21 protein-coding genes are annotated in these 23,099 nt (G+C 73.8%); 11 read left to right on the forward strand and 10 right to left on the reverse strand.

Features of this window, described 5'->3' with window-relative positions; translation table 11 throughout:
• Window positions 1-466: 466 nt before the first annotated feature.
• From IF45_RS0126535 to IF45_RS0126560, 7 genes are all read right to left on the reverse strand, one after another.
• On the reverse strand, window positions 467-1,054 hold the full coding sequence (locus tag IF45_RS0126535; RefSeq protein ID WP_008404185.1) for a cupin domain-containing protein: 588 nt from the start codon (window positions 1,052-1,054) through the stop codon (window positions 467-469).
• Between the two features lie 124 nt (window positions 1,055-1,178).
• Window positions 1,179-1,295 carry a putative leader peptide gene (locus IF45_RS34475; RefSeq protein WP_310592537.1) on the reverse strand — a complete coding sequence of 39 codons (117 nt, stop codon included), beginning with the start codon at window positions 1,293-1,295 and terminating at the stop codon, window positions 1,179-1,181.
• Between the two features lie 168 nt (window positions 1,296-1,463).
• Complete coding sequence (locus tag IF45_RS0126540; RefSeq protein ID WP_030309975.1) at window positions 1,464-3,083, reverse strand: FAD-dependent monooxygenase; 1,620 nt, start codon at window positions 3,081-3,083, stop codon at window positions 1,464-1,466.
• A gap of 207 nt (window positions 3,084-3,290) precedes the next feature.
• Window positions 3,291-4,184, reverse strand: coding sequence for an amino acid ABC transporter permease (locus IF45_RS0126545; protein ID WP_008404180.1), 894 nt, complete (start codon window positions 4,182-4,184; stop codon window positions 3,291-3,293).
• The gene (locus tag IF45_RS0126550) at window positions 4,181-4,846 is read right to left on the reverse strand and encodes an amino acid ABC transporter permease (RefSeq protein ID WP_003951258.1); all 666 of its coding nucleotides are present in this window, start codon (window positions 4,844-4,846) and stop codon (window positions 4,181-4,183) included. Before IF45_RS0126550 ends, IF45_RS0126545 begins: the two co-directional genes overlap by 4 nt.
• Before the next feature lie 92 nt (window positions 4,847-4,938).
• A complete protein-coding gene (locus IF45_RS0126555; protein ID WP_008404177.1) occupies window positions 4,939-5,772 on the reverse strand; it encodes a glutamate ABC transporter substrate-binding protein in 834 nt (277 codons plus the stop codon).
• A gap of 160 nt (window positions 5,773-5,932) precedes the next feature.
• Window positions 5,933-6,715 carry an amino acid ABC transporter ATP-binding protein gene (locus IF45_RS0126560; RefSeq protein ID WP_003951260.1) on the reverse strand — a complete coding sequence of 261 codons (783 nt, stop codon included), beginning with the start codon at window positions 6,713-6,715 and terminating at the stop codon, window positions 5,933-5,935.
• A 278-nt stretch (window positions 6,716-6,993) separates the two neighbouring features.
• Between IF45_RS0126560 and IF45_RS0126565 the strand changes: the two genes are divergently transcribed.
• The gene (locus IF45_RS0126565) at window positions 6,994-7,692 is read left to right on the forward strand and encodes a response regulator transcription factor (protein ID WP_003951261.1); all 699 of its coding nucleotides are present in this window, start codon (window positions 6,994-6,996) and stop codon (window positions 7,690-7,692) included.
• Between the two features lie 6 nt (window positions 7,693-7,698).
• Window positions 7,699-9,129 carry an ATP-binding protein gene (locus IF45_RS0126570; protein WP_030309979.1) on the forward strand — a complete coding sequence of 477 codons (1,431 nt, stop codon included), beginning with the start codon at window positions 7,699-7,701 and terminating at the stop codon, window positions 9,127-9,129.
• Between the two features lie 6 nt (window positions 9,130-9,135).
• Here the strand turns inward: IF45_RS0126570 and IF45_RS0126575 are convergent, their stop codons facing one another.
• The gene (locus tag IF45_RS0126575) at window positions 9,136-10,128 is read right to left on the reverse strand and encodes a TAXI family TRAP transporter solute-binding subunit (RefSeq protein ID WP_008404168.1); all 993 of its coding nucleotides are present in this window, start codon (window positions 10,126-10,128) and stop codon (window positions 9,136-9,138) included.
• Window positions 10,129-10,217: 89 nt separating this feature from the next.
• Between IF45_RS0126575 and miaB the strand changes: the two genes are divergently transcribed.
• The 3 genes from miaB (at window position 10,218) to IF45_RS0126590 (ending at window position 13,104) form a co-directional block, all read left to right on the forward strand.
• Window positions 10,218-11,759: a tRNA (N6-isopentenyl adenosine(37)-C2)-methylthiotransferase MiaB gene (miaB, locus tag IF45_RS0126580; RefSeq protein ID WP_030309981.1), complete on the forward strand. Its 1,542-nt coding sequence runs from the start codon at window positions 10,218-10,220 to the stop codon at window positions 11,757-11,759.
• 83 nt (window positions 11,760-11,842) lie between these two features.
• Window positions 11,843-12,556, forward strand: a complete 714-nt coding sequence (locus IF45_RS0126585; protein ID WP_008404164.1) for a class III extradiol dioxygenase subunit B-like domain-containing protein — start codon at window positions 11,843-11,845, stop codon at window positions 12,554-12,556.
• Window positions 12,557-12,618: 62 nt separating this feature from the next.
• Complete coding sequence (locus IF45_RS0126590; RefSeq protein ID WP_030309983.1) at window positions 12,619-13,104, forward strand: universal stress protein; 486 nt, start codon at window positions 12,619-12,621, stop codon at window positions 13,102-13,104.
• Window positions 13,105-13,150: 46 nt separating this feature from the next.
• On the opposite strand, the gene IF45_RS0126595 is transcribed toward IF45_RS0126590, so the two are convergent.
• The gene (locus tag IF45_RS0126595) at window positions 13,151-13,483 is read right to left on the reverse strand and encodes an antitoxin (RefSeq protein ID WP_008404159.1); all 333 of its coding nucleotides are present in this window, start codon (window positions 13,481-13,483) and stop codon (window positions 13,151-13,153) included.
• Window positions 13,484-13,591: 108 nt separating this feature from the next.
• Between IF45_RS0126595 and miaA the strand changes: the two genes are divergently transcribed.
• From miaA to hflX, 6 genes are all read left to right on the forward strand, one after another.
• Window positions 13,592-14,530: a tRNA (adenosine(37)-N6)-dimethylallyltransferase MiaA gene (gene miaA, locus IF45_RS0126600; RefSeq protein ID WP_030309986.1), complete on the forward strand. Its 939-nt coding sequence runs from the start codon at window positions 13,592-13,594 to the stop codon at window positions 14,528-14,530.
• 107 nt (window positions 14,531-14,637) lie between these two features.
• On the forward strand, window positions 14,638-15,084 hold the full coding sequence (locus IF45_RS0126605) for a membrane protein (protein ID WP_030309987.1): 447 nt from the start codon (window positions 14,638-14,640) through the stop codon (window positions 15,082-15,084).
• Between the two features lie 42 nt (window positions 15,085-15,126).
• Complete coding sequence (dapF, locus tag IF45_RS0126610; RefSeq protein WP_030309988.1) at window positions 15,127-16,017, forward strand: diaminopimelate epimerase; 891 nt, start codon at window positions 15,127-15,129, stop codon at window positions 16,015-16,017.
• Between the two features lie 345 nt (window positions 16,018-16,362).
• Complete coding sequence (locus tag IF45_RS0126615; RefSeq protein ID WP_010641724.1) at window positions 16,363-18,534, forward strand: RelA/SpoT family protein; 2,172 nt, start codon at window positions 16,363-16,365, stop codon at window positions 18,532-18,534.
• Between the two features lie 97 nt (window positions 18,535-18,631).
• Window positions 18,632-20,074, forward strand: coding sequence for a M1 family metallopeptidase (locus tag IF45_RS0126620; protein ID WP_030309990.1), 1,443 nt, complete (start codon window positions 18,632-18,634; stop codon window positions 20,072-20,074).
• 202 nt (window positions 20,075-20,276) lie between these two features.
• Complete coding sequence (gene hflX, locus IF45_RS0126625; protein WP_003951273.1) at window positions 20,277-21,806, forward strand: GTPase HflX; 1,530 nt, start codon at window positions 20,277-20,279, stop codon at window positions 21,804-21,806.
• Window positions 21,807-21,882: 76 nt separating this feature from the next.
• Here the strand turns inward: hflX and IF45_RS0126630 are convergent, their stop codons facing one another.
• A complete protein-coding gene (locus tag IF45_RS0126630) occupies window positions 21,883-23,088 on the reverse strand; it encodes a trypsin-like serine peptidase (protein WP_030309992.1) in 1,206 nt (401 codons plus the stop codon).
• Window positions 23,089-23,099 lie beyond the last annotated feature (11 nt).

Below are 23,099 nucleotides of genomic sequence, written 5' to 3' on the forward strand. Positions count from 1 at the left end.
CTCTCTGGTCTCGTGGGCTCGGAGATGTGTATAAGAGACAGGTGTGGGGCTGCGTTTGTGGGGAGGCCGGCGTAGTGCGTGTTCCGGGGTGCGTCTGGGGTGTTGAGCGGGGCGTCGGCGTCGGCGTCGGTCTCGGTGGAGTCGCCGGTGGGCGTGCTCGGGGAGTCACCTGCGGGGTCACCTGCGGCCGCGTTCGCGGCGAGGCCGTCGGTGGGCGGGCCGGCGTGGCCGTGCGTGGTGGTGATGGGGGTGGCGGGTGGGGTCGGGGGAGGGGTCGGGTGCCCGGCTGCCGTGGTGCTCGCTGAGAGCGCTTCGGTCGGGGCCGGACGGGGGGAGGGGGAGGCGGGGGCGGGGCGGGGGGAGGGGGCCCCCGGGGAAGCCGAACCGGCCAGAGGCAAAGCCGCATCGGCCAAGACCGAAGCCGAATCGGCCGAGCCGAAAGCCGCACTCGGCAAGGAAACGAAGCTCACTGCCAGTCCTCCGGGCGTTCGATCTGTTCCAGCCTCAGCGCCTGCCCCGAGCGGCTGTAGCGACGCATCAGGGGGAGCGGCGGGTAGTAGGCGTGCACCGAGACGGCGTGGGTGTGGTCGGCGGTGTTGAGCACCTGGTGGACGTGGTGCGGGCCGAAGGCGCGTCCCTGGGGCGGGCTCAACTCCCTTGTGCGGTCGATGCCTTCGGGGAGTTCCAGGGTCGTGCCGGTTCTGCCGTCGGTGGGCAGCCGGTGGGCGAGGGAGTCCTCGCGGAGGCTGCCCGCCGCCGTGGCGAACGCGCCGTACGAGCCGCCGTGGTCGTGCCAGCCGGTGCCGGTCCCGGGCGGCCAGCCGATCAGCCAGGCCTCGCTGCCGCCCGGCCCGTCGAGGCGGAGCCAGGTGCGGCCCTCCGGGTCGAGGGGGAGGGTGGCGACGAGGGCGGTGTCGGCGGCGGCGCGGCGGACGAATGCGAGCAGTTCGGCCTGGCCGGGGCCCTCGGCGGTGTGGGCCGCGGGCGTCTCGGGGGTGGGGGAGGGGAGAACCGGAGCGCCGGCGGGGGCGACCGGGGGAGGGAGAGGGGACACGTGTGCCGTCCTGAGGTTCGCTGAGGACGTACGGGCGGCGGCGCGCGGACCACGGGAAGAGCCGTGTGCGCCGGGCGATGGCCACGGGGGCGCGGCGGCCTCGTACGAGGAGAAGGGGGCGAAGTCAGCAGCAGGGGCGACACACGCAGCCCGCGTAGCGGACGAGGTCCATATGGACCCTCCGCCACAGGCGCGTCTCGGTGTCGGTCACGTTCCGGAGTAGACCATGGGGGCGGACCATGGTCAACCGGGTGTCCAGGGGCCGGCCGGGGCGCGCCCCGCGCGCTCGGCTCCGGTGGAAGACCGAGCGTCCAACGCACGTACGGCGTAGGGACCTTGGGCGATACGCCTCGTAGCGGCCCGGCAGGACCGCGCAGGTGTACGCCGGTGATGCCGCCCCCTCCGCCTCTCAGCGTGCCGCCCGGGCCGCCTCCTCCCGGGTGCCCGCGTCCGCCCCGCACACGGTGCGTGCCGCCGCGCGGAGCTGGGACTCGTCGACGCCGCTCAGGGCGAGGGCGAGGTGGCCGTCGGGGCGGACCAGCAGGACGGTGTGGGCGGCGGCGCCGGGATAGGTCTCGGCGACGAGGAGTTCGGCGGGCTGGGGGAGGCCGGCGACGGCCTCGGCGAGGCGCGGCATGACCCCGGCCGTCATCCAGTGCCGCCGGTCCCAGACCCCCGTGCCGGGCGCGACCAGGACCACCAGCAGGGCGGTGCGTCCCAGGCGGTCGCGGAGCCGCACCGTCGAGCCGTCCTCGGCGGTGACGGGCACGTTGGTGACGAGGTCGCCCACGCCCGCGTCGGCGCTGGTGCGCGGGTGGGGCGGTGTCGGGGTGAGCGGCGAGTGGAGGTGGGCGGGGGGCGCGCCGAGCGGCCCCCGGCCGAGGTGGCCGTCGCTGTGCAGCGCCTCGTGGCCGCGTGCGGAACCGGGCAGCAGGGGGCGCAGCGGGGAGCCGCCCCGCAGTATCGGCAGCGACTGGTCGGCCGCGCGCAGCCGGGAGGCGACCACGGCGCGGCGCTCCTCCTGGTAGCTGTCGAGGAGTTCCTTCGCGGCGTGGCCGTGGCGGACCAGGGCCAGTTTCCAGGCGAGGTTGTCGATGTCCCGCAGTCCCTCGTCGACGGCGGGAGTGCCGAGGGCGCCCAGCAGGTGCGCGGCGTCCCCGGCGAGCAGGACCCGGCCCGCGCGCCAGCGCCGGGCGAGGCGGTGGTGGACGGTGTACACGCCGGTGTCGAGGAGGTCGTAGGGCGGTGTGGTGCCGTCGGTCCAGCCGGCCAGGGTGGCGCGTACCCGTGCCACCAGTGCCTCGGGGGTGACGAGTTCGTCGCCGGGCGGCAGCAGCCAGTCGATGCGCCAGCGCTCGCCGGGGAGCGGCCGGGCAGTGACCTCGGCGCCGGAGCCGCGCCACGGCGGGGTGCGGTGCAGGATCGCCTCGCCGGCGAACGGCAGGGTGCAGCGGACCGCGGCGACGGCGTGCCGTTCCACGGCGGTGCGGCCGGGGAAGCGGATGTCGAGGAGTTTGCGGACGGTGGAGCGGGGGCCGTCGCAGCCGATCAGGTGGCTGCCTCGCCACGTCGACCCGCCGGACGCGGCCGCCGCGCCGCCGGTGCCGGCCGGGCTGGTGTGCGCGGTGACTCCGCCGCTGTCCTGCTCCAGGCGGTCCAGGCGGGTGCCGCGGATCAGGCGGGCGAGGGGCTGGCGGTCGAGGGCGTCGCGCAGGGCTCGGGTGAGGGTGTGCTGCGGCAGGTGGAGCGGGGCGGGCAGCGCCTCGTCGAAGGTGTGGGCGGCGACCTCCTGGCGGCGGCGCAGGGAGCGTACGCCGGTCAGCCGGGTGCCGCTCTGCGTGAAGCCGGTGCCCGCGAGGCGGGCCGCGAGTGCCGCCGTGTCCTCGCGCAGGACGACGGTGCGGGCGAAGCGTTCCTCGTCCTCGCCGGTGGACTGGTCGAGGAGGAGGGTGGGGACCTCGTGGCGGGCGAGCGCCAGCGACAGGGCGAGCCCGGCGGGTCCCGCCCCGACGATGATCACCGGGTCCACGGGGTCGCCTCCCGGGGTGCCTCAGGGGCAGGTGAGAGGGGTGGGGCGGGGCGGGAACTGGCAGCTGGAGCCCGGTGCGCGATCACAGAACGTATGCAACCCATTGCCGCTGTCCGCGTCAAGCGACGAAAGGCGGCGACATGATCGTCGCCGCCTTTCGCGGGGCCGGGAGGGTGTCCCTGGGGCCGAACGGCCCCGGGCGGGCCGTTACCGGGCGCCGCCGTCGGTGTTCGCCTTGGCGCCCACCGTCTTGGCGTCCTCGATGGCCGCCGCGCCAAGTACGGCGCCGCTCGACTTCTTCCTGCTGCGCAGCCACTTCTCCAGCCACGAGGCGAAGGTGGTGAGGATCAGGTTGAGCACCACGAAGATCACGGCCACCACGATGAAGCTCGGGATGGTGTTGCCGTAGAAGGCGCTCATGGTGCCGCGCGAGCGGAGCAGCTCGGTGAAGCCGATCATGGCGCCGCCGAGCGCGGTGTCCTTCACGATGACGACCAGCTGGCTGACGATGGCGGGGAGCATCGCGGTGACCGCCTGCGGCAGCAGGATGAACCGCATCGTCTGGCTCTTGCGCAGGCCGATCGCCCGGCCCGCCTCGGCCTGTCCGCTGGGCAGCGAGAGGATGCCGGCCCGGACGATCTCCGCGAGCACCGAGGCGTTGTAGAGCACGAGGCCGGTGACGACCGCGTACAGCGGGCGGACGTCCGGCTCGACGGAGCCCGAGTACAGCTCGTTGGCGAAGACCATCAGGATGAGGACCGGGATGGCGCGGAAGAACTCCACGACGGTGCCGGCGGGAATCCGCACCCACGCGTGGTCGGAGAGCCGGGCTATGCCGAAGACCGCGCCCAGGGGCAGGGCGATGATCATCGACAGGGCGGCGGCCTTCAGGGTGTTGCCGAGGCCCGGCAGGAGGTACACGGTCCACGACGAGGACTCGGTGAAGGGCTTCCACTTCGCCCATTCGAGGTGGCCCTTGTCGCCGAGGGCGGAGACCAGCCACCAGACGCCCGCCGCCAGCGCGACGGCGAAGACGACGGAGACGATCAGGTTGCGCGCCTTGGCGCGCGGTCCCGGGGTGTCGTACAGAACGGAGCTCATCGCTTCACCGCCAGCCGCTTGCCCAGCCATCCCAGCAGGAGGCCGGTGGGAAGTGTCAGGATCACGAAGCCGAGGGCGAAGACAGCGGTGATCAGCACCAGTTGCGCCTCGTTCTCGACCATCTCCTTCATCAGGAGGGAGGCCTCGCCGACGCCGATCGCCGCCGCGACCGTGGTGTTCTTGGTCAGCGCGATCAGGACGTTGGCCAGCGGGCCGATCACCGTGCGGAACGCCTGCGGCAGCACGATGAGGGTGAGCACCTGGGTGAAGTTCAGCCCGAGCGCGCGGGCCGCCTCGGCCTGGCCCACGGGGACGGTGTTGATGCCGGAGCGCACCGACTCGCAGACGAACGCGGCGGTGTAGGTGCTCAGTCCGAGCACCGCCATCCGGAAGGCGACCTCCTTGACGCCCTCGCCGCCGAGGGTGAGCCGGAAGGTGTCGGCCAGGCCCAGCGAGGTGAACACGATGATGACCGTCAGCGGAATGTTCCGGACGATGTTCACGTACGCCGTGGCGAAGCCACGCATGAGGGGCACGGGACTGACCCGCATCGCGGCCAGCACGGTGCCCAGGACGAGGGAACCGGCGCCCGAGAGGAGGGTGAGCTTCACCGTCACCCAGAAGGCCCCGAGCAAGTCATAGTCTTGAAGAAAGTCGAACACGATCTCCCGCGCTCTCGCATGGTGGGCGGCGCGGCACGCCGCCCGCGTCGGGGCGGCGTGCCGGCAGGACTTCGGTCAGTGGGACCCGGGGGTCACTTGACGATGTCGCCGATCTTCGGGGCGGGCTCGTTCTTGTAGTTGGCCGGGCCGAAGTTGGCCTCGACGGCCTTGTCCCAGCTGCCGTCCTCGACCATCTTCTCGAGCGCCTTGTTGATCTTGTCCTTGAGGGCGGAGCCCTCCTTGACGCCGATGCCGTAGTTCTCGTTGGACAGGCTCAGGCCGGACAGCTTGAACTTGCCCTTGTACTGCTCCTGCGAGGCGTAGCCGGCGAGGATCGAGTCGTCGGTGGTCAGCGCGTCGACGGCACCGGTCTGCAGACCCTCCAGGCACTCGGAGTACGTGCCGTACTCCTTGAGCTGGGCACCCTTGGCGAACTTCTCCTTGACGTTCTGCGCGGAGGTCGAACCGGCCACCGAGCAGAGGGTCTTGCCGTCCAGCTCCTCGGCCTTGCTGATCTTGTCGTCGGCGCGGATCAGCAGGTCCTGGTGGGCCAGCAGGTACGGGCCGGCGAAGTCGACCTTGGCCTCGCGCTCGTCGTTGATCGAGTACGAGGCGGCGATGAACTCGACGTCGCCGCGCGAGAGGGCGTTCTCGCGGTCGGCGCTCGGGGTCTCCTTGAACTCGATCTGCTTCTCGGTGTAGCCGAGCTCCTTGGCCACGTAGGTCGCGACGTCCACGTCGAAACCGGTGAAGGTGCCCTGCGGCGTCTTCTGGCCGATGCCGGGCTGGTCGAACTTGATGCCGACCTTGATCGTCTTGCCGTCGTTCTTGCCGCCGTCCTCGGACTCGCCGGACCCGCAGGCCGTGGCGGTCAGGGCGAGGGCGAGGACGGCGGCCGAGGCGGCCGAAACCTTGCGGAGGTTCATCGTGGACATCCTTTGCGTAGTCAGAGGGTGCGACAGCGTGTACGCCGGCGGGTGCGGGGCCCTCCCGGAGGGGAGTGGGGTGTCGGCCCGTGGGGAAGGGCGGCCGTGGGCCCCCGGAACAGGTCCCGGGGGCCGTGGGGCCGGTCTCCTCGGGGGAGGCTCAGTGGTGCAGGATCTTCGAGAGGAAGTCCTTCGCCCGGTCGCTGCGCGGGTTGGTGAAGAACTGCTCGGGGGTCGCCTGCTCGACGATCTGGCCGTCCGCCATGAAGACCACGCGGTTGGCCGCGGAGCGGGCGAAGCCCATCTCGTGCGTCACGACGACCATCGTCATGCCGTCCCGGGCGAGCTGCTGCATGACCTCCAGCACCTCGTTGATCATCTCCGGGTCGAGCGCGGAGGTCGGCTCGTCGAAGAGCATCACCTTCGGCTCCATCGCCAGCGCGCGGGCGATGGCCACCCGCTGCTGCTGGCCGCCGGAGAGCTGGGCCGGGTACTTGTCGGCCTGGTTGGCCACGCCCACCCGGTCGAGCAGGGCACGGGCCGACTGCTCGGCCTCGGCCTTGTCCTTCTTGCGGACCTTGATCTGGCCCAGCATCACGTTCTCGAGCACCGTCTTGTGCGCGAAGAGGTTGAAGGACTGGAAGACCATGCCCACGTCGGCGCGGAGCCGGGCCAGTTCCCGGCCCTCGGCCGGGAGCGGCTTCCCGTCCAGGGTGATGCTGCCGGAGTCGACCGACTCCAGGCGGTTGATCGTGCGGCACAGCGTGGACTTGCCCGAACCCGAAGGGCCGATGACGACCACGACCTCGCCCCGGGCGATGGTCAGATCGATGTCCTGGAGCACGTGCAGCGCACCGAAGTGCTTGTTCACATTGCTGAGCGCGACCAGTGCGTCTGCCTCTGCCGCGGGAATGGTGTCCTTGGTCACCGATACGTCACTCATCGGGGTCTTGCTCCATCCTCCTCGGTTGGGGAGGACAGTAGTCACGCAGTGCGATCACCGTCATTACATCTGAGCGGAAATTGAGCATAACGATCCGGCTTCAACCGGACACAGGCCGTGAACGGGACGGTCTCCTCGCGTACCGGGTGGATAACGGAACAAGCCCGTGACCCGCAGGCTCTTGACGCGCACCCCCGCGATCCGCGTGGATGCTCAGTACCCCCAGGCGCGGCGCCGGCCGCCGAGGACACGACCCAGAGCTACCGAGGAGGCCGGCCGTGAGACTGCTGCTTGTCGAGGACGACAACCACGTCGCGGGCGCCCTCTCCGCGATCCTCTCCCGCCACGGCTTCCAGGTGACCCACGCCCGCAGCGGCGAGGAGGCGCTCAAGGCCCTGCTCCCCGCCGGCGGCCCGCCGTTCGGCGTCGTCCTGCTCGACCTCGGCCTGCCCGACCAGGACGGCTACGAGGTCTGCGGCAAGATCCGCGCCCGCACCTCCGTGCCGGTCATCATGGTCACCGCCCGCGCCGACGTCCGCTCGCGCATACACGGGCTCAACCTCGGCGCCGACGACTACGTGGTCAAGCCGTACGACACCGGGGAACTCCTCGCCCGTATCCACGCCGTGGCCCGGCGCAACCAGCCGGGGGACGCCGAGGGCGCGGCCACCCCCGCACCGGGCGCGCTGGTCATCGGCGCCGTCCAGGTCGAGCTGCCCACCCGGCGCGTCAGCGTCGACGGTGAGGTCGTCGCGCTGACCCGCAAGGAGTTCGACCTGCTCGCCCTGCTGGTGCAGCGCCCCGGGGTGGTCTTCCGCCGGGAGCAGATCATCAGCGAGGTCTGGCGCACCAGTTGGGAGGGGACCGGCCGGACGCTGGAGGTGCACGTCGCCTCGCTCCGCTCCAAGCTGCGCCGCCCCGCCCTGATCGAGACGGTCCGCGGCGTCGGCTACCGCCTCGTCGACCCCGGCGCGTAGCCGCCCGTGCGTACCCGCCTGCTCCAGCTCCTCATCACCCTGCTCGCCGTGGTGCTGGTCATGCTGGGCGTGCCCCTCGGGCAGAACGTGGCCGCCGCCGAGCAGCAGAAGGTGGTCGTCGACCGCATCGACGACACCGCCCGCTTCGCCTCCCTCGCCCAGTACGTCACCAAGCGCACCACCGGCTCCGCCCCGCTCATCGGCAAGGACGAGCGCCGCGAGACCCTCCAGCAGGAACTCTCCCGCTACCACGCCGTGTACGGCATCAAGGCGGGCGTCTTCTACCGCAACGGCGAACCCATGGCCCGCGCCCCGGAGAACTGGGAGATCCCCGAGACCGGTGACACCCGGGAGGCGTTCACCACCTCGCTGATGTCCCGCCGCAGCCACGACCCCGGCCAGGTCTGGCCCTGGCAGGACGGCCGGATCGTCGTCGCCTCGCCGGTGATCCGCGACGGCGACGTGATCGCGGTCGTCGTCACCGACTCGCCGACCGGCGAGATGCGCTCCCGCATCCAGCACGGCCTGCTCCTCATCGCCGCCGGTGAGGCGCTCGCCATGCTCGTCGCCGTCGCCTTCGCGCTGCGCCTGACCGGCTGGGTCCTCACCCCCGTCCGGGTCCTCGACGCCACCACCCACGACATCGCCACGGGCCGGCTCAAGTCCCGCGTCGCCCCCGCCGGCGGACCGCCCGAGCTGCGCCGCCTGGCCCGCTCCTTCAACGAGATGGCCGACCACGTCCAGGACGTCCTCGAACAGCAGCGGGCCTTCGTCGCCGACGCCTCCCACCAGCTGCGCAACCCCCTCTCCGCACTGCTGCTCCGCATCGAGCTGCTCGCCCTGGAGCTCCCCGAGGGCAACGAGGAGATCGCCTCCGTACGCGCCGAGGGCAAGCGCCTGGCCCGGGTCCTGGACGACCTGCTGGACCTGGCCCTCGCCGAGCACGCCGCCCCCGACCTGCACCTCACCGACCTCGGCCAGCTCGCCGAGGAACGCGCCGCCGCCTGGCGCCCGCTCGCCGAGGAGCACGGCATCCGCCTGGAGGCACACTGCCCGGCCGTCACCGGCTGGGCCGACCCGGTCGCCTTCTCCAGCGCGCTGGACGCCGTCATCGACAACGCCCTGAAGTTCACGCCCGGCGGGGAGCGGGTCACCGTGCGCGCCGCCTCCTCGGGGGCGTACACCACCGTCGAGGTGGCCGACGCGGGGCCCGGCCTCACCGACGAGGAGCTGGAGCGGATCGGCGACCGGTTCTGGCGCAGCGGGCGCCACCAGAACGTCCGGGGCTCGGGGCTCGGCCTCTCCATCTCCCGCGCCCTGCTCGGCACCGGCGGCGGCAGCCTGGCGTACGCCCGGGCCGCCACCGGCGGCCTGGAGGTCACGCTGACGGTGCCCCGGCACGCGCCGGAGGAGCCGGCGGAGGGCCTGGTCCAGTGAGCCCCGTCAGGGCTTGACCGAGCGGAAGTAGCGGCGCGCGCCGTCGTGCAGCTCCAGCGGGTCGGTGTAGATCGCGGTGCGCACGTCGACCAGCTGCGCCGCGTGCACCTGGGCGCCGATGTGGTCGCGGCTGCCGATCACGGTACGGGTGATCCGCTCCGCCAGGTCGTCGTCCATCCGGTCGGTGGTGACGAGGATGTTGGCCACCGCCAGGGTGGGCACGTCGGAGCCGCGCTGCGCCAGCGGATAGGCGTCGGCGGGCATCACGGCGGTCCGGTAGTAGCTGGAGGAGCCGCCGCCGTGGTGGAGCCGGTCGATCAGGGAGCTGAGCGGCAGCAGCCGGATCTCGTGGCTCTTCGACAGGTCCCGCACCGCCTGCGTGGTCAGCCCGCCGGACCAGAAGAAGGCGTCGATCCGGCCCTCGCGCAGGGCCTTCGGCGTCTCCCCGATGCCCGCGGGCGAGGCGACGATGTCCTTCTCCGCGTCCAGCCCCGCGGCCCGCAGCACCCGCTCGGCCACCAGCCGCACCCCCGAGGCGACCTGGCCGATCGCGACCCGCTTGCCCCGCAGGTCGGCGACCTCGTGGAAGTCGGAGTCCTCGTCCACGACCACCTGGATGTAGTCGTCGTAGAGCCGCGCGCTGCTGCGCAGCCGGTCCGCGTCGGGGCCGCCCTCGGCGCGGTACTGCTCCACGGCGTCGGCGGTGGCGATGGTGAAGTCGGACTCCCCGGTCGCCACCCGCCGCACGTTCTCCTGCGAGCCCTCGCTGGGCCGCAGCGTCAGGTCGATCTCGGGGACGTCCTTGTCGAGGGCCTTGCGCAGCAGCGTGCCGTACTTGGCGTAGACCCCCGTGCTCACCCCGGTGCTCATGGTGAGCGGGGTGCGCGGCGGCGGCTCGCCGAACGGCGACAGCCACCACAGCAGCAGGGAGAGCGCCACCACCGCCGCGCCCGCGGCGGTCAGGGCGCGCCCGCGCGTACGGAGGGAAACCGGGACCATGCGGGTGATCCTGCCAGCCCGGGCCCCCGCTGACCAGGGGCGGCCGCCCACCGGACGGAGCGCTCCGCCCCAGCCCTTACTCTGGACGGATGAGCGGGAACAACGTGGCGGGCGAAGTGGTGGACGGCGAGCAGACGCACGCGGGCGGCGTGAAGACGTACGAGGTGCGCACCTACGGGTGCCAGATGAACGTCCACGACTCCGAACGGCTCGCCGGGCTGCTGGAGGGCGCCGGGTACGTCCGGTCCCCCGAGGGCACCGAGGAGGGCGACGCGGACGTCGTCGTCTTCAACACCTGCGCCGTCCGGGAGAACGCCGACAACCGCCTCTACGGCAACCTCGGCCGGCTCGCCCCGATGAAGACCCGGCGGCCCGGCATGCAGATCGCCGTCGGCGGCTGCCTCGCCCAGAAGGACCGCGACACCATCACCAAGCGCGCCCCCTGGGTCGACGTGGTCTTCGGCACCCACAACATCGGCAAGCTGCCCGTCCTGCTGGAGCGCGCCCGCGTCCAGGAGGAGGCGCAGGTCGAGATCGCCGAGTCGCTGGAAGCCTTCCCCTCCACGCTGCCGACCCGCCGGGAGAGTGCCTACGCCGCCTGGGTCTCGGTCTCCGTCGGCTGCAACAACACCTGCACCTTCTGCATCGTCCCCGCCCTGCGCGGCAAGGAGAAGGACCGCCGGACCGGCGACATCCTCGCCGAGGTGGAGGCGCTGGTCGCCGAGGGCGTCAGCGAGATCACCCTGCTCGGCCAGAACGTCAACGCCTACGGCAGCGACATCGGCGACCGCCAGGCGTTCTCCAAGCTGCTCCGCGCCTGCGGGAAGATCGAGGGCCTGGAGCGGGTCCGCTTCACCTCGCCGCACCCGCGCGACTTCACCGACGACGTGATCGCCGCGATGGCCGAGACGCCCAACGTCATGCCGCAGCTGCACATGCCGCTCCAGTCCGGCTCCGACACCGTGCTGCGGGCGATGCGCCGCTCCTACCGCCAGGAGCGGTTCCTCTCCATCATCGAGAAGGTCCGCGCCGCCATCCCGGACGCCGCGATCACCACCGACATCATCGTGGGCTTCCCCGGCGAGACCGAGGAGGACTTCCAGCAGACCCTGCACACGGTCCGCGAGGCCCGCTTCGCCCAGGCGTTCACCTTCCAGTACTCCAAGCGTCCCGGCACCCCCGCCGCCGAGATGGACGGGCAGATCCCCAAGGAGGTCGTCCAGGAGCGGTACATGCGCCTGGTCGCGCTCCAGGAGGAGATCTCCTGGGAGGAGAACAAGAAGCAGACCGGCCGCGTCCTGGAGGTCATGGTCGCCGAGGGCGAGGGCCGCAAGGACGGCGCCACCCGGCGCCTCTCCGGCCGCGCCCCCGACAACCGCCTCGTCCACTTCACCAAGCCGGACGAGGAGGTCCGCCCCGGCGACGTGGTCACCGTGGAGATCACCTACGCCGCCCCGCACCACCTGCTCGCCGAGGGCGCCCCGCTCGCCGTCCGCCGCACCCGCGCCGGCGACGCCTGGGCGCGCCGCAACGCCGCCCCCGCCCCGGCCCCCGGCGTCATGCTCGGCCTCCCCACCGTCGGCGCCCCCGCCCCCCAGCCGGCCCCGGCGGGCGGCTGCTCCACCTGCTGACCCGAGACGCCCCCGGGCCGGGCCACGCGCCGCCCGGCCCGGCCCCGCGGCCGGCTCCCGGGGCCGGGGGTTAGGCTCCGGGCATGCTTGCCGCCGCCGCCGTCTGCCCCTGCCCGCCCCTGCTCCAGCCGCAGGTCGCGGCCGGGGCCGCCGCCGAACTGGCCGCCCTGCGGGAGAGCTGTGCCGCCGCCCTCGACACCCTCGCCGAGGCCCGCCCCGACCGCCTGGTCGTCCTCGGTCCGGGCGCGGGCGCGGAGCCCACGCCGTACCCGTCGGGGACCCCGGGCTCCTTCCGGGGCTTCGGCGCCGCCGTCGACGTCGTCCTCGGCTCCGGCACTCCCGCCCCCGGCGCCGCCCCGCTGCCCGCCTCCCTCGCCGTCGGCGCCTGGCTGCTGGCCGACCACGGCTGGGCCGCCTGCCCCGTCGAAGGGCTCGCGGTGGGCACCGGATGCCCGCCCGCGCGGTGTGCGGAACTGGGCGCCGGGCTGGCCGCCGGACCGGCCCGCACCGCGCTGCTGGTCCTCGGCGACGGCAGCGCCTGCCGCACCGTGAAGGCGCCGGGCTACCTCGACGAGCGGGCCGCCCCCTTCGACGCCCTGGCCGCCGAGGCCCTCGGCACGGCCGACACCGCCGCCCTGGCCGGACTCGACCCCGTCCTCGCCGAGGAACTCGGGGCCGCCGGACGCGCCCCGTGGCAGGTGCTGGCCGGCGCCGCGGCCGGGGCGGGCCTGGCCGGGAAGCTGCTGTACGACGAGGCCCCCTACGGGGTCGGCTACTTCGTCGCCGCCTGGAGCTGAGCCGGCCCGCATGCCCGACCCCGCCCGGGGCACGAGCCCGGGCAGCCGAGAGGAGCACTTCCGTGACCGAGAACGCCACCGCGTCCCGCCCCGTGATCGTCGCCGGGGTCGACGGCTCGCCGACCTCCCGTGAGGCGCTGCGCTGGGCCGCCGAGGAGGCCCGGCTGCGCACCGCCACCCTGCGGGTGGTCTGCGGCTGGGAGTGGTCGAGCCCGTTCAACCTGATCGGCCCGGCCCTGGAGTACGCCGCGCCCGACGCCGACACGCCCTCCATGGAGGAGCTGACCCGTGCCAAGGTCGAGGAGCTGCTCACCGGGACGCTGGGCGAGGAGCCCGGCGTCCCCGTCGAGGTACGCGTGGTCCAGGGACCCGCCACCCGTGTCCTGGTGGACGCCTCCGAGGGCGCGACGCTGATCGTCGTCGGCACCCGGGGCCACAGTGGCATCAAGGGCGCCGTGCTCGGCTCGGTCAGCCGCCACGTCACCCAGCACGCCCGCTGCAACGTCGTGGTCGTCCGCGACAGCCGGGACCTGGCCGCGGGGGAGTAGCGGGGAGGGGCGGGCCTGACCGCGCGCCCGCCCCGGGCCCGCCCGGTCAGGAGCCGGCGGGGCCTTCACCCTCCGGCTTGCGGGCGCCCGTCTCGGGGTGCTGCGGGCGCGTGGCGTCCTCGCGGGCGCCGGGGGCCTGCCCGCCCTTCTCGGGCCCGCCCTTCTGGGTGCCGTCCTGGTTCAGCTGGTCCAGGGCGCTCTTCGCCTTGTCGGTGCCGGTGCGGATCTTGTCGCTGTACTTGCCCTTGGTGCGGCTGTCCACGGCCTGCGCGGCCTTGTCCAGACCCTGGTCGATCTTGTCGCCGTGCTGCCGGGTCAGGTCCGCGACCTTCTCCTTGGCGGGGGCGATCTTTGCCTTGAGGTTGTCCAGGAAGCTCATGACCTCAAGTTTTCCCCATCCGGCCGTTCTCCACCCCTTGAGACCCCTCGGCACCCCTCGGCACCCCTCGGCGCCGCGCCCCCGCCCGCCGTTTGCGAGACTGGGACGGTGAGCAGCGCACCCCTTGCACCCCGGGTCATCGCCGTCGTCGGCCCGACCGCCGCCGGCAAGTCGGACCTGGGCGTCTTCCTCGCCCAGCACCTCGGCGGCGAGGTCGTCAACGCCGACTCCATGCAGCTCTACCGGGGCATGGACATCGGCACCGCCAAACTCACCGAGGCCGAGCGCGGCGGTGTCCCGCACCGGCTGCTCGACATCTGGCCGGTCACCGAGACCGCCAGCGTCGCCGAGTACCAGCGCCTGGCCCGCGCCGAGATCGACCGGCTCCTCGCCGAGGGCCGCACCCCCGTCCTCGTCGGCGGCTCCGGCCTCTACGTGCGCGGCGCCGTCGACCACCTCGACTTCCCCGGCACCGACCCCGAGGTCCGCGCCCGTCTGGAGGAGGAGCTGGCCGCGCACGGCCCCGGCCCGCTCCATACCCGGCTCGCCGCCGCCGACCCCGAGGCCGCCACCGCGATCCTGCCGAGCAACGGCCGGCGCATCGTGCGCGCCTTGGAGGTCATCGAGATCACCGGCCGCCCCTTCACCGCCAACCTGCCGCGCCACGACTCCGTCTACGACACCGTCCAGATCGGCGTCGACGTGGGCCGCCCGGAGCTGGACGCCCGCATCGCCGACCGGGTCGACCGGATGTGGGCGGCCGGGCTGGTCGACGAGGTCCGCGCGCTGGAGGCCGAGGGGCTGCGCGAGGGGCGTACCGCCTCCCGCGCCCTCGGCTACCAGCAGGTGCTCGCCGCCCTCGCGGGGGAGTGCACCGACCAGGAGGCACGCGCCGAGACGGTCCGCGCCACCAAACGGTTCGCCCGCCGCCAGGACTCCTGGTTCCGCCGCGACCCGCGCGTCCACTGGCTCAGCGGTGCCGCCGCCGACCGGGCGGAACTCCCCGGCTGGGCCCTGTCGTTGCTCGAACGAGCGGTCACAGCCTGATCACGTGATGGCATCGGGACGCTCCACCCGTCATCGGGGCACCTGACGGCGTGCCATCATCGACCATCGATCGACCAGTGAAGTCCGAGTTGGGAGGGCGCGTGGCGATGGAGGCCGGCCCTCGCGACACCACACACAGCAGACCGGAAGCGCTCACCGCGGACGGTCCCGCGCAGGACGAAGGCGACGGCCTGGAGCAGCCAGCCGAGCCGCCCCAGGAGGTCGAGGTCGAGCTGCGTCCGCAGCGCCGTCTGAGGCTGTGGCAGCTCGCGCCGATCGTCGGCCTCGCCGCGATGGGCTCGCTGATGTTCGCCTTCCCGCTCGCCTTCGGCACGGGGGACGGCGGCGCCGTCATCGCCATGCTGGGCCTGCTCATCAGCTTCTGCGCGGCCGGCTGGGGCATGATGGCCGCCCGCCGGGTCGGCCACACCTGGCCCGGCCTGCCCGCCCGGGGCTCCGGCGGCCGCCCGGACTGGCGGGTGGTCCTCGCCTACGCGGTGGTCGTCGCCGCCCTCGTCGTCCTCGCCGTCTGGCGCGTCGACCGCCTGCGCTGATCGCGGGCGCACCCGTCCGCCGGGCGCCGTACGATCGAAACCATGAGCACGCGGATCGCCTTCCTCAAGGGGCACGGGACCGAGAACGACTTCGTCATCGTCCCCGACCCGGACAACGCCCTGGACCTCTCGCCCCGGACCGTCGCCGCCCTCTGCGACCGGCGCGCCGGGATCGGCGCTGACGGCGTCCTGCACGTGGTGCGCTCCGCGGCCCACCCCGAGGCCCGCCACCTCGCCGACGAGGCCGAGTGGTTCATGGACTACCGCAACGCCGACGGCTCCGTCGCCGAGATGTGCGGCAACGGCGTCCGCGTCTTCGCCCGCTACCTCCAGCGCGCCGGCCACGCCGGCGAGGGCGACCTGCCCATCGCCACCCGCGGCGGGGTCAAGCACGCCCACCTCGCCAAGGACGAGCCCGGTGCCGAACCCGGCACCGGCCCCGTCACCGTCGCGATGGGCCGCGCCGTGCTCCCCGGCGGGGACGTCACCGTGGCCACCGCCCACGGCACCGCCCCCGCCCTCCACGTCAACATGGGCAACCCGCACGCCGTCGCCTTCGTCGCCGCCCTCGCCGACGCCGGGGAACTGCTCTCCGCGCCCGCCGTCACCCCGGCCGGCGCCTACCCCGACGGGGTCAACGTCGAGTACGTCGTGGACCGGGGCCCCGGCCACGTCGCCATGCGCGTCCACGAGCGGGGCTCCGGCGAGACCCGCTCCTGCGGCACCGGCGCCTGCGCCGTGGCCGTCGCCGCCGCCCGCCGCGACGGGGCCGACCCGGCCGTCACCGGCAGCCCCGTCACGTACACCGTGGACCTGCCCGGCGGGCGGCTGGTGATCACCGAGTACCCGGACGGGTCGGTCGACATGACCGGGCCCGCCGTGATCGTCGCCGAGGGCGAGATCGACGCCGAATGGCTCGCCGGGGTCAGCTGACCCGCCGGCTCCGGGAGGGTGACGTCGGTCACCCTCCGGGCCGGGCATACGAGCCCCGCCGGGCGTGTTGACGCCTCCACACGGCGGCGCTCTCCGGCGGGGGCGCGGCCGCGCGCACCACCCCTTACGGCCGGTACGCACCACGCGGTGCACGCCACGCCGGGGTCCCGGGGACGGTCGCTCGAATGGGTGATCCGTTTCACGCTCGGCGGGAGCGGGACTTCGGGCCGTGGTCGGCTCGGTAGCATCAAGCACCGGCCCACACGGGGGAGACCGACAGCCCCTCCAGCCCACCGCGTCCTGGAGGGAACCCCAGCCCGCCGGTCGACGCAGCCGGAGGTGCCCATGAGTGCAGAGGCCACGAACCCTGCGACGACGCCTGCCATCCCCCCGGAGCTGCTGCCGCCGGCGGCCTCCCCGGGCGCCCGCCCCACCGCGCCCGCCGCCCGCAAGCGTCCCCGCCACCGCATCGACCTGCGCCGGCTCGGCCGCGCCGCCCTGCTCGGGCCCACCTCCCGCGACCGGCTCCCCGACGCCATCGCCCACGTCGCCGAGGCGCACCGCGCCCACCATCCCGAGGCCGACCCGGAGGCGCTGCGCCGCGCCTACGTCCTCGCCGAGGCGTCCCACCGCGGGCAGATGCGCAAGAGCGGCGAGCCGTACATCACCCACCCGCTCGCCGTCACCCTGATCCTCGCCGAGCTGGGCGCCGAGACCACCACGCTGGTCGCCGCCCTCCTCCACGACACCGTCGAGGACACCGACGTCACCCTCACCCAGGTCCTCGACGAGTTCGGGCCCGAGGTCGCCTATCTCGTCGACGGCGTCACCAAGCTGGAGAAGGTCGACTACGGCGCCGCCGCCGAGCCCGAGACCTTCCGCAAGATGCTCGTCGCCACCGGCAACGACGTCCGCGTCATGTCGATCAAACTCGCCGACCGCCTGCACAACATGCGCACCCTCGGCGTGATGCGCCCCGAGAAACAGGTACGCATCGCCAAGGTCACCCACGACGTGCTGATCCCGCTCGCCGAGCGGCTCGGCGTGCAGGCCCTCAAGACCGAGCTGGAGGACCTGGTCTTCGCCATCCTCCACCCCGAGGAGTACGCCGCCGCCCGCGAGATCGCCGCCGCCCACGAGAACGCGGCCGCCCCCGGCCCGCTCGCCGAGACCGCCGGACGCTTCCGCACCGTGCTCCGCGAGGCCGGCATCACCGCCGACGTGGAGATCCGCCCCCGCCACATGGTCTCCCTGCACCGGGTCCGCGGGAAGCGCGGCGAGCTGCGCGGCGTCGACCTCGGCCGGCTCCTGGTGACGGTCCAGGAGGACGCGGACTGTTACGCCGTCCTCGGTGAGCTGCACACCTGTTTCACCCCGGTCGTCTCGGAGTTCAAGGACTTCATCGCCGTCCCGAAGTTCAACCTCTACCAGTCGCTGCACACCGCGGTCGCCCGCGCCGACGGCGAGGTCGTCGAGGTCCTCATCCGCACCCGCCAGATGCACCAGGTCGCCGAGGCCGGCGTGGTCGCCCTCGGCAACCCGTACGCCCCCGGCGCCACCGGCGTCGAGGACCCGCACGAGGGCGAGCGGGCCGACCCGACCCGCCCCGGCTGGCTCTCCCGCCTCCTCGACTGGCAGCGCGCCGCCCCCGACGCCGACACCTTCTGGTCCACCCTGCGCGAGGACCTCGCCCAGGACGGCGAGATCACCGTCTTCCGCACCGACGGCGGCACCCTCTCCCTGCCCGGCGGCGCCAGCTGCGTCGACGCCGCCTACGCCCAGTACGGCGAGGGCGCCCACGCCTGCATCGGCGCCCGGGTCAACGGCCGCCTCGCCACCCTCAGCACCGTCCTGCAGGACGGCGACACCGTCCACCCGCTGCTCGCCGCCGCCGGGGACGACGCCAGCCCGTCCCCCGACTGGCTGGAGCACGCCCGCACCCCCGCCGCCCGCATCGCCATCCGCCGCTGGCTGCACGCCCACCCCGACCGGCCCGCGCCCGGCCCCGGCACCCGCAAGCCCCCGCTCACCGGCGCCGCCCCCACCCCCGCCGACGAGACGCCGGAGGCCGCCGTCACCGACCTGCCCGGCGCCACGGTGCGCCTGGCCCGCTGCTGCACGCCGGTCCCGCCGGACGAGATCACCGGCTTCGCGGTACGCGGCGGCGTCGTCACAGTCCACCGCTCGGCGTGTCCCTCGGTGGCCCGGATGGCCGCCTCCGGCCGGGACCCCGTCGGGGTCCGCTGGGGCGAGAACACCGAGTTCCGGGTCACCCTCTTCGCCGAGTCCTTCGGCCGCCCGCACCTCCTCGCCGACCTCACCGAGGCGATCGCCGCCGAGGGCGTCGCCGTCATCTCCGCCACCGTCGAACCCCCCGCCGAGCAGCGGGTCCGCCACACCTACACCCTCCAGCTCCCCGACGCCGCCGGCCTGCCCGACCTGATGCGCGCCATGCGCGACGTCCCCGGCGTCTATGACGTCAGCCGCGCCCAGCGCTCCGCCGACGCCCGCCGCTGAGGGCCGCCCGTCACCCCGCCGCGCCCGGTCCCCTCGTACGGGTGGCCCGGACGCGCGCCGCCGACCGGGCGGCGGTGGCCGCTGGTAGCGGTGGGGGATGCTGCTCTCCGCCCGGCTCAAGGCCGCCCTGCTCGCCACCGCCTCGCTGACCCTGCTGGGCGCCGCCCCGCCCCCGCAGCCGCTCGGCATCGGCGACCCGCTCTTCCCGCACCTGGGCAACCCGGGCTACGACGTCACCGCGTACGACATCTCGCTCGCCTACTCGGGCGACAACACGGCGCCGCTGGACGCCGTCACCGTCATCGACGCGCGCTCCACCGCCCGGCTGGAGCGGATCAACCTCGACTTCGCGCACGGCGAGGCCACCTCGGTCACCGTCGACGGCGCGCCCGCCCGCTTCGCCCCGGCCGGGGAGGACCTGGTGGTGACCCCGGCGGCGCCGGTCCCCGCCGGGTCGCCGCTGCGGATCACCGTGCGCCACACCTCCGACCCGGCCGACCCCGCCGACGGCCAGGGCGGCTGGGTGCGGACCCGCGACGGGCTGGCCATGGCCAACCAGGCCGACGCCGCCCACCGCGTCTTCCCCTGCAACGACCACCCCGCCGACAAGGCCGCCTTCACCTTCCGCGTCACCACCCCGAAGCGGCTCACCGCCGTCGCCACCGGGCTGCCCGCCGGCAAGCCGGTCACCCGGGGCGCCACCACCACCTGGACCTACCGCACCGCCCACCCCATGGCCACCGAACTGGCCCAGGTCGGCATCGGCGACCTCGCCGTGGTCCGCCGCGAGGGCCCCGGCGGGCTGCCCCTGCGCGACGTCGTCCCCACCGCCGACCGCGAGGCGCTGGAGCCCTGGCTGGACCGCACCCCCGGCCACCTCGCCTGGCTCCAGGACCGCCTGGGCCCCTACCCCTTCGAGACCTACGGGCTGCTGGTGGCCGACGCCGAGACCGGGTTCGCGCTGGAGACGCAGACGCTCTCCCTCTTCGAGAAGAACGTCTTCACCCACGGCGAGGCCGACCGCGCCGGCACCGAGTCGATCATGGTGCACGAACTGGCCCACCAGTGGTTCGGCGACAGCGTCTCGCCCGCCGCCTGGTCCGACCTGTGGATCAGCGAGGCCCACGCCACCTGGTACGAGGCGCTCTGGGCCGCGGAGCACGGCGGGCCCGCGCTGGAGGAACGGATGCGCCGCGCCTACCGCGACTCCGACGGCTGGCGCGCGGCCGGCGGCCCGCCGGCCCGCCCGAAGGCCCCCGAGCCCGGCGAGAAGATCAGCCTCTTCCGCCCGGTCGTCTACGACGGCTCCGCCCTGGTCCTCTACGCGCTCCGCCAGGAGATCGGCGAGGCCGCCTTCGGCCGGCTCCAGCGGGCGTGGGTCCGCGAGCACCGCGACACCAGCGCCTCCACCACCGACTTCGTCACCCTCGCCTCCCGCACCGCCGGACGCGACCTCTCCGCCTTCTTCCAGGGCTGGCTGTACGGCGAGCGGACCCCGGCCGTCCCCGGCCACCCGGACTGGCGCTCCGACGCCCCCTGAGCCGCCGGCGCCGCCACGCGGGGGACCACCCGGCGGCGTACGGGAAAGTCGGGTGACGCGGTGCCCGGCCGGGTGGGAACATCTTCCTGTCGCGACGGAGCGGGCGGCGGGAATCTCCCGGGCCTCTCGTGCGTTGGGACACATACGGCGACCTCCGTCCATCTGGCCGGAACGCCCTCCACCGGATCGACGTAAGGACCCAATGACCTCCTCTTCCTCCCCTTCCCAGGACGTGCACGACATGCAGCACCCGCACGACGCGACCGGCCCCGCCGACGAGTCGCACGCCGAGAGCCTTCGGGCCGATGCCCTGATGGAAGAGGACGTCGCCTGGAGCCACACCGTCGACGGTGAGCGTGACGGGGACCAGTACGACCGTTCCGAGCGGGCGGCCCTGCGCCGCGTGGCGGGTCTCTCCACCGAGCTGGAGGACGTCACCGAGGTCGAGTACCGCCAGCTGCGGCTGGAGCGGGTCGTCCTGGTCGGCGTCTGGACCTCCGGCACCGCCGAGGACGCGGACCGCTCCCTGGCCGAGCTGGCCGCCCTCGCCGAGACCGCCGGCGCCCTCGTCCTCGACGGGGTCGTGCAGCGCCGCGACAAGCCCGACCCGGCGACGTACATCGGCTCCGGCAAGGCGCAGGAGCTGTACGACATCGTCCGCGACTCCGGTGCCGACACCGTGGTCTGCGACGGTGAGCTGAGCCCCGGCCAGCTCATCCACCTGGAGGACGTCGTCAAGGTCAAGGTGGTCGACCGGACCGCCCTGATCCTCGACATCTTCGCCCAGCACGCCAAGTCCCGTGAGGGCAAGGCCCAGGTCTCGCTGGCCCAGATGCAGTACATGCTGCCGAGGCTGCGCGGCTGGGGTCAGTCGCTCTCCCGGCAGATGGGTGGCGGTGGCACCAGCGGGGGCGGCGGGATGGCGACCCGTGGTCCCGGTGAGACCAAGATCGAGACGGACCGGCGGCGCATCCGCGAGAAGATGGCGAAGATGCGCCGGGAGATCGCGGCGATGAAGACCGGCCGCGAGCTCAAGCGCCAGGAACGCCGGCGCAACAAGGTCCCCTCGGTGGCCATCGCCGGCTACACCAACGCCGGCAAGTCCTCCCTGCTCAACCGCCTCACCGGCGCCGGAGTCCTGGTGGAGAACGCCCTGTTCGCCACCCTGGACCCCACCGTCCGCCGCGCGGAGACGCCCAGCGGGCGGCTCTACACCCTGGCGGACACCGTCGGCTTCGTCCGGCACCTGCCGCACCACCTGGTCGAGGCGTTCCGCTCCACCATGGAGGAGGTCGGCGACTCCGACCTGATCCTCCACGTGGTGGACGGCGCGCACCCCGCCCCGGAGGAGCAGCTGGCCGCCGTCCGCGAGGTCATCCGCGACGTCGGCGCGGTGAACGTCCCGGAGATCGTCGTGGTCAACAAGGCCGACGCGGCCGACCCGCTGGTCCTCCAGCGGCTGCTGCGGGTCGAGAAGCACGCCATCGCGGTGTCGGCGCGGACCGGCGCGGGCATCGGCGAGCTGCTCGGCATGATCGACGAGATCCTGCCCCGCCCCGAGGTGGAGCTGGAGGCGCTGATCCCGTACACCCAGGGTCAGCTCGTCGCCCGGGCGCACGCCGAGGGCGAGGTGCTCTCCGAGGAGCACACCGCCGAGGGCACCGTGCTCAAGGTGCGCGTCCACCGCGAACTGGCGTCGGAACTCTCGACGTTCGAACTCGCCGCGAGCTGACCGCACACGAAGGCCCGCCCCCCTGCCGCCGAGCGGTGCGGGGGGCGGGCCTTCGGCGTGCCCGGGGCGGGCCGGGTCAGCCGCCGCCGTACTTCTGGCTCATCATGTCGAAGAGCCGCTCGGCCTGGCGGCCCAGCTGCGGGCCGGCGAGCCAGGTGTTGTCGGCCGGGCCGATGGAGGTGTTGGAGACCAGCAGGCTCTTCTTCCCCTCCTGCCGGAACCAGCCGCCGCCGGAGGAGCCGCCGGTCATCGTGCAGCCGATGCGGTACATCGTCGGCTGTCCGGGCGCGAGCGAGAGGCGCCCGGGCCGGTCGGCGCACCGGTGCATCAGCAGCCCGTCGTAGGGCGGCCCCGCCGGGTACCCCCAGGCGCCCAGCGTGCCGATCCGCTCCGTGCCGGGTGCGCGGAAGTCGACCTCCAGGGCGTTGCCGACGGTCTCCTCCAGCGACTTGCCGCCGCTCTCCGGCTTCACGTGCAGCACCGCGTAGTCGTACGGGGCGCCCGCGCCGCCCGATCCGGCGCCCTGGCCGATCCACTCGTTGGAGGTCGCGGCCCAGTCGGCCCACCAGGTGCCGTACGGGGCGGATTCGTGGGGCGCGGCGGCGGCGAGGCCGGACGCGTCCTTGCCGAGGTCGTTGTAGGAGGGGACGAAGGCGATGTTGCGGTACCAGCCGCCCTCGGCGCCGGCGTGGACGCAGTGCCCCGCGGTCCAGACGAGGTTGGACTTCCCGGGGTTGCGGGGGTCCTTGACGACGGTGGCCGAGCAGACCATCGACCCGGCGGGGGCGTCGAAGAAGACCTTGCCGACGGGGGCCGCGTGGTCGTGGTACGGCGTCTTCTCGCGCTCGGCGGGGACGGCGCGCGGGGCGGGGTCGGTCTGCCCCTGGTCGGCGGTGGTGTCCTTGGTGGTGACGGTCTTGCCGGGGTCCTCGGCGCCGCGCATCCGCTCGGGCTTCCACAGCCCCTGGATCACCGGGTTGACGAAGTCCTTCGCCTCGCGCAGCCAGTCGTCGCGCGACCAGTCCTTCCAGGCGCCGTCCTTCCACTGCTCGGCGTCGATGCCGTGCTTCTTCAGCCGGTCGGCGAGGTCCTTGGCGGCCTGGGCGCGGTCGCCGGACTCCTTGCCGCCCTCCTCGGCTGCCCCCGACTCCTGCCCGCCGGCGGAGGGCTTCGGGTCGGCGGCCGGTGTCCCGCCGCCGCAGGCGGTCAGGGTCAGGGCGAGCGCGGCGGTGAGGGAGGCGGCGGCGAGCAGCGGGCGCGACGGCCCGCGCAGGGAACGCATGGTGTGGTGGT

The sequence above is a fragment of the Streptomyces albidoflavus genome, from assembly GCF_000719955.1.
In the GTDB taxonomy this organism is placed as follows: Bacteria; Actinomycetota; Actinomycetes; order Streptomycetales; family Streptomycetaceae; genus Streptomyces; species Streptomyces albidoflavus.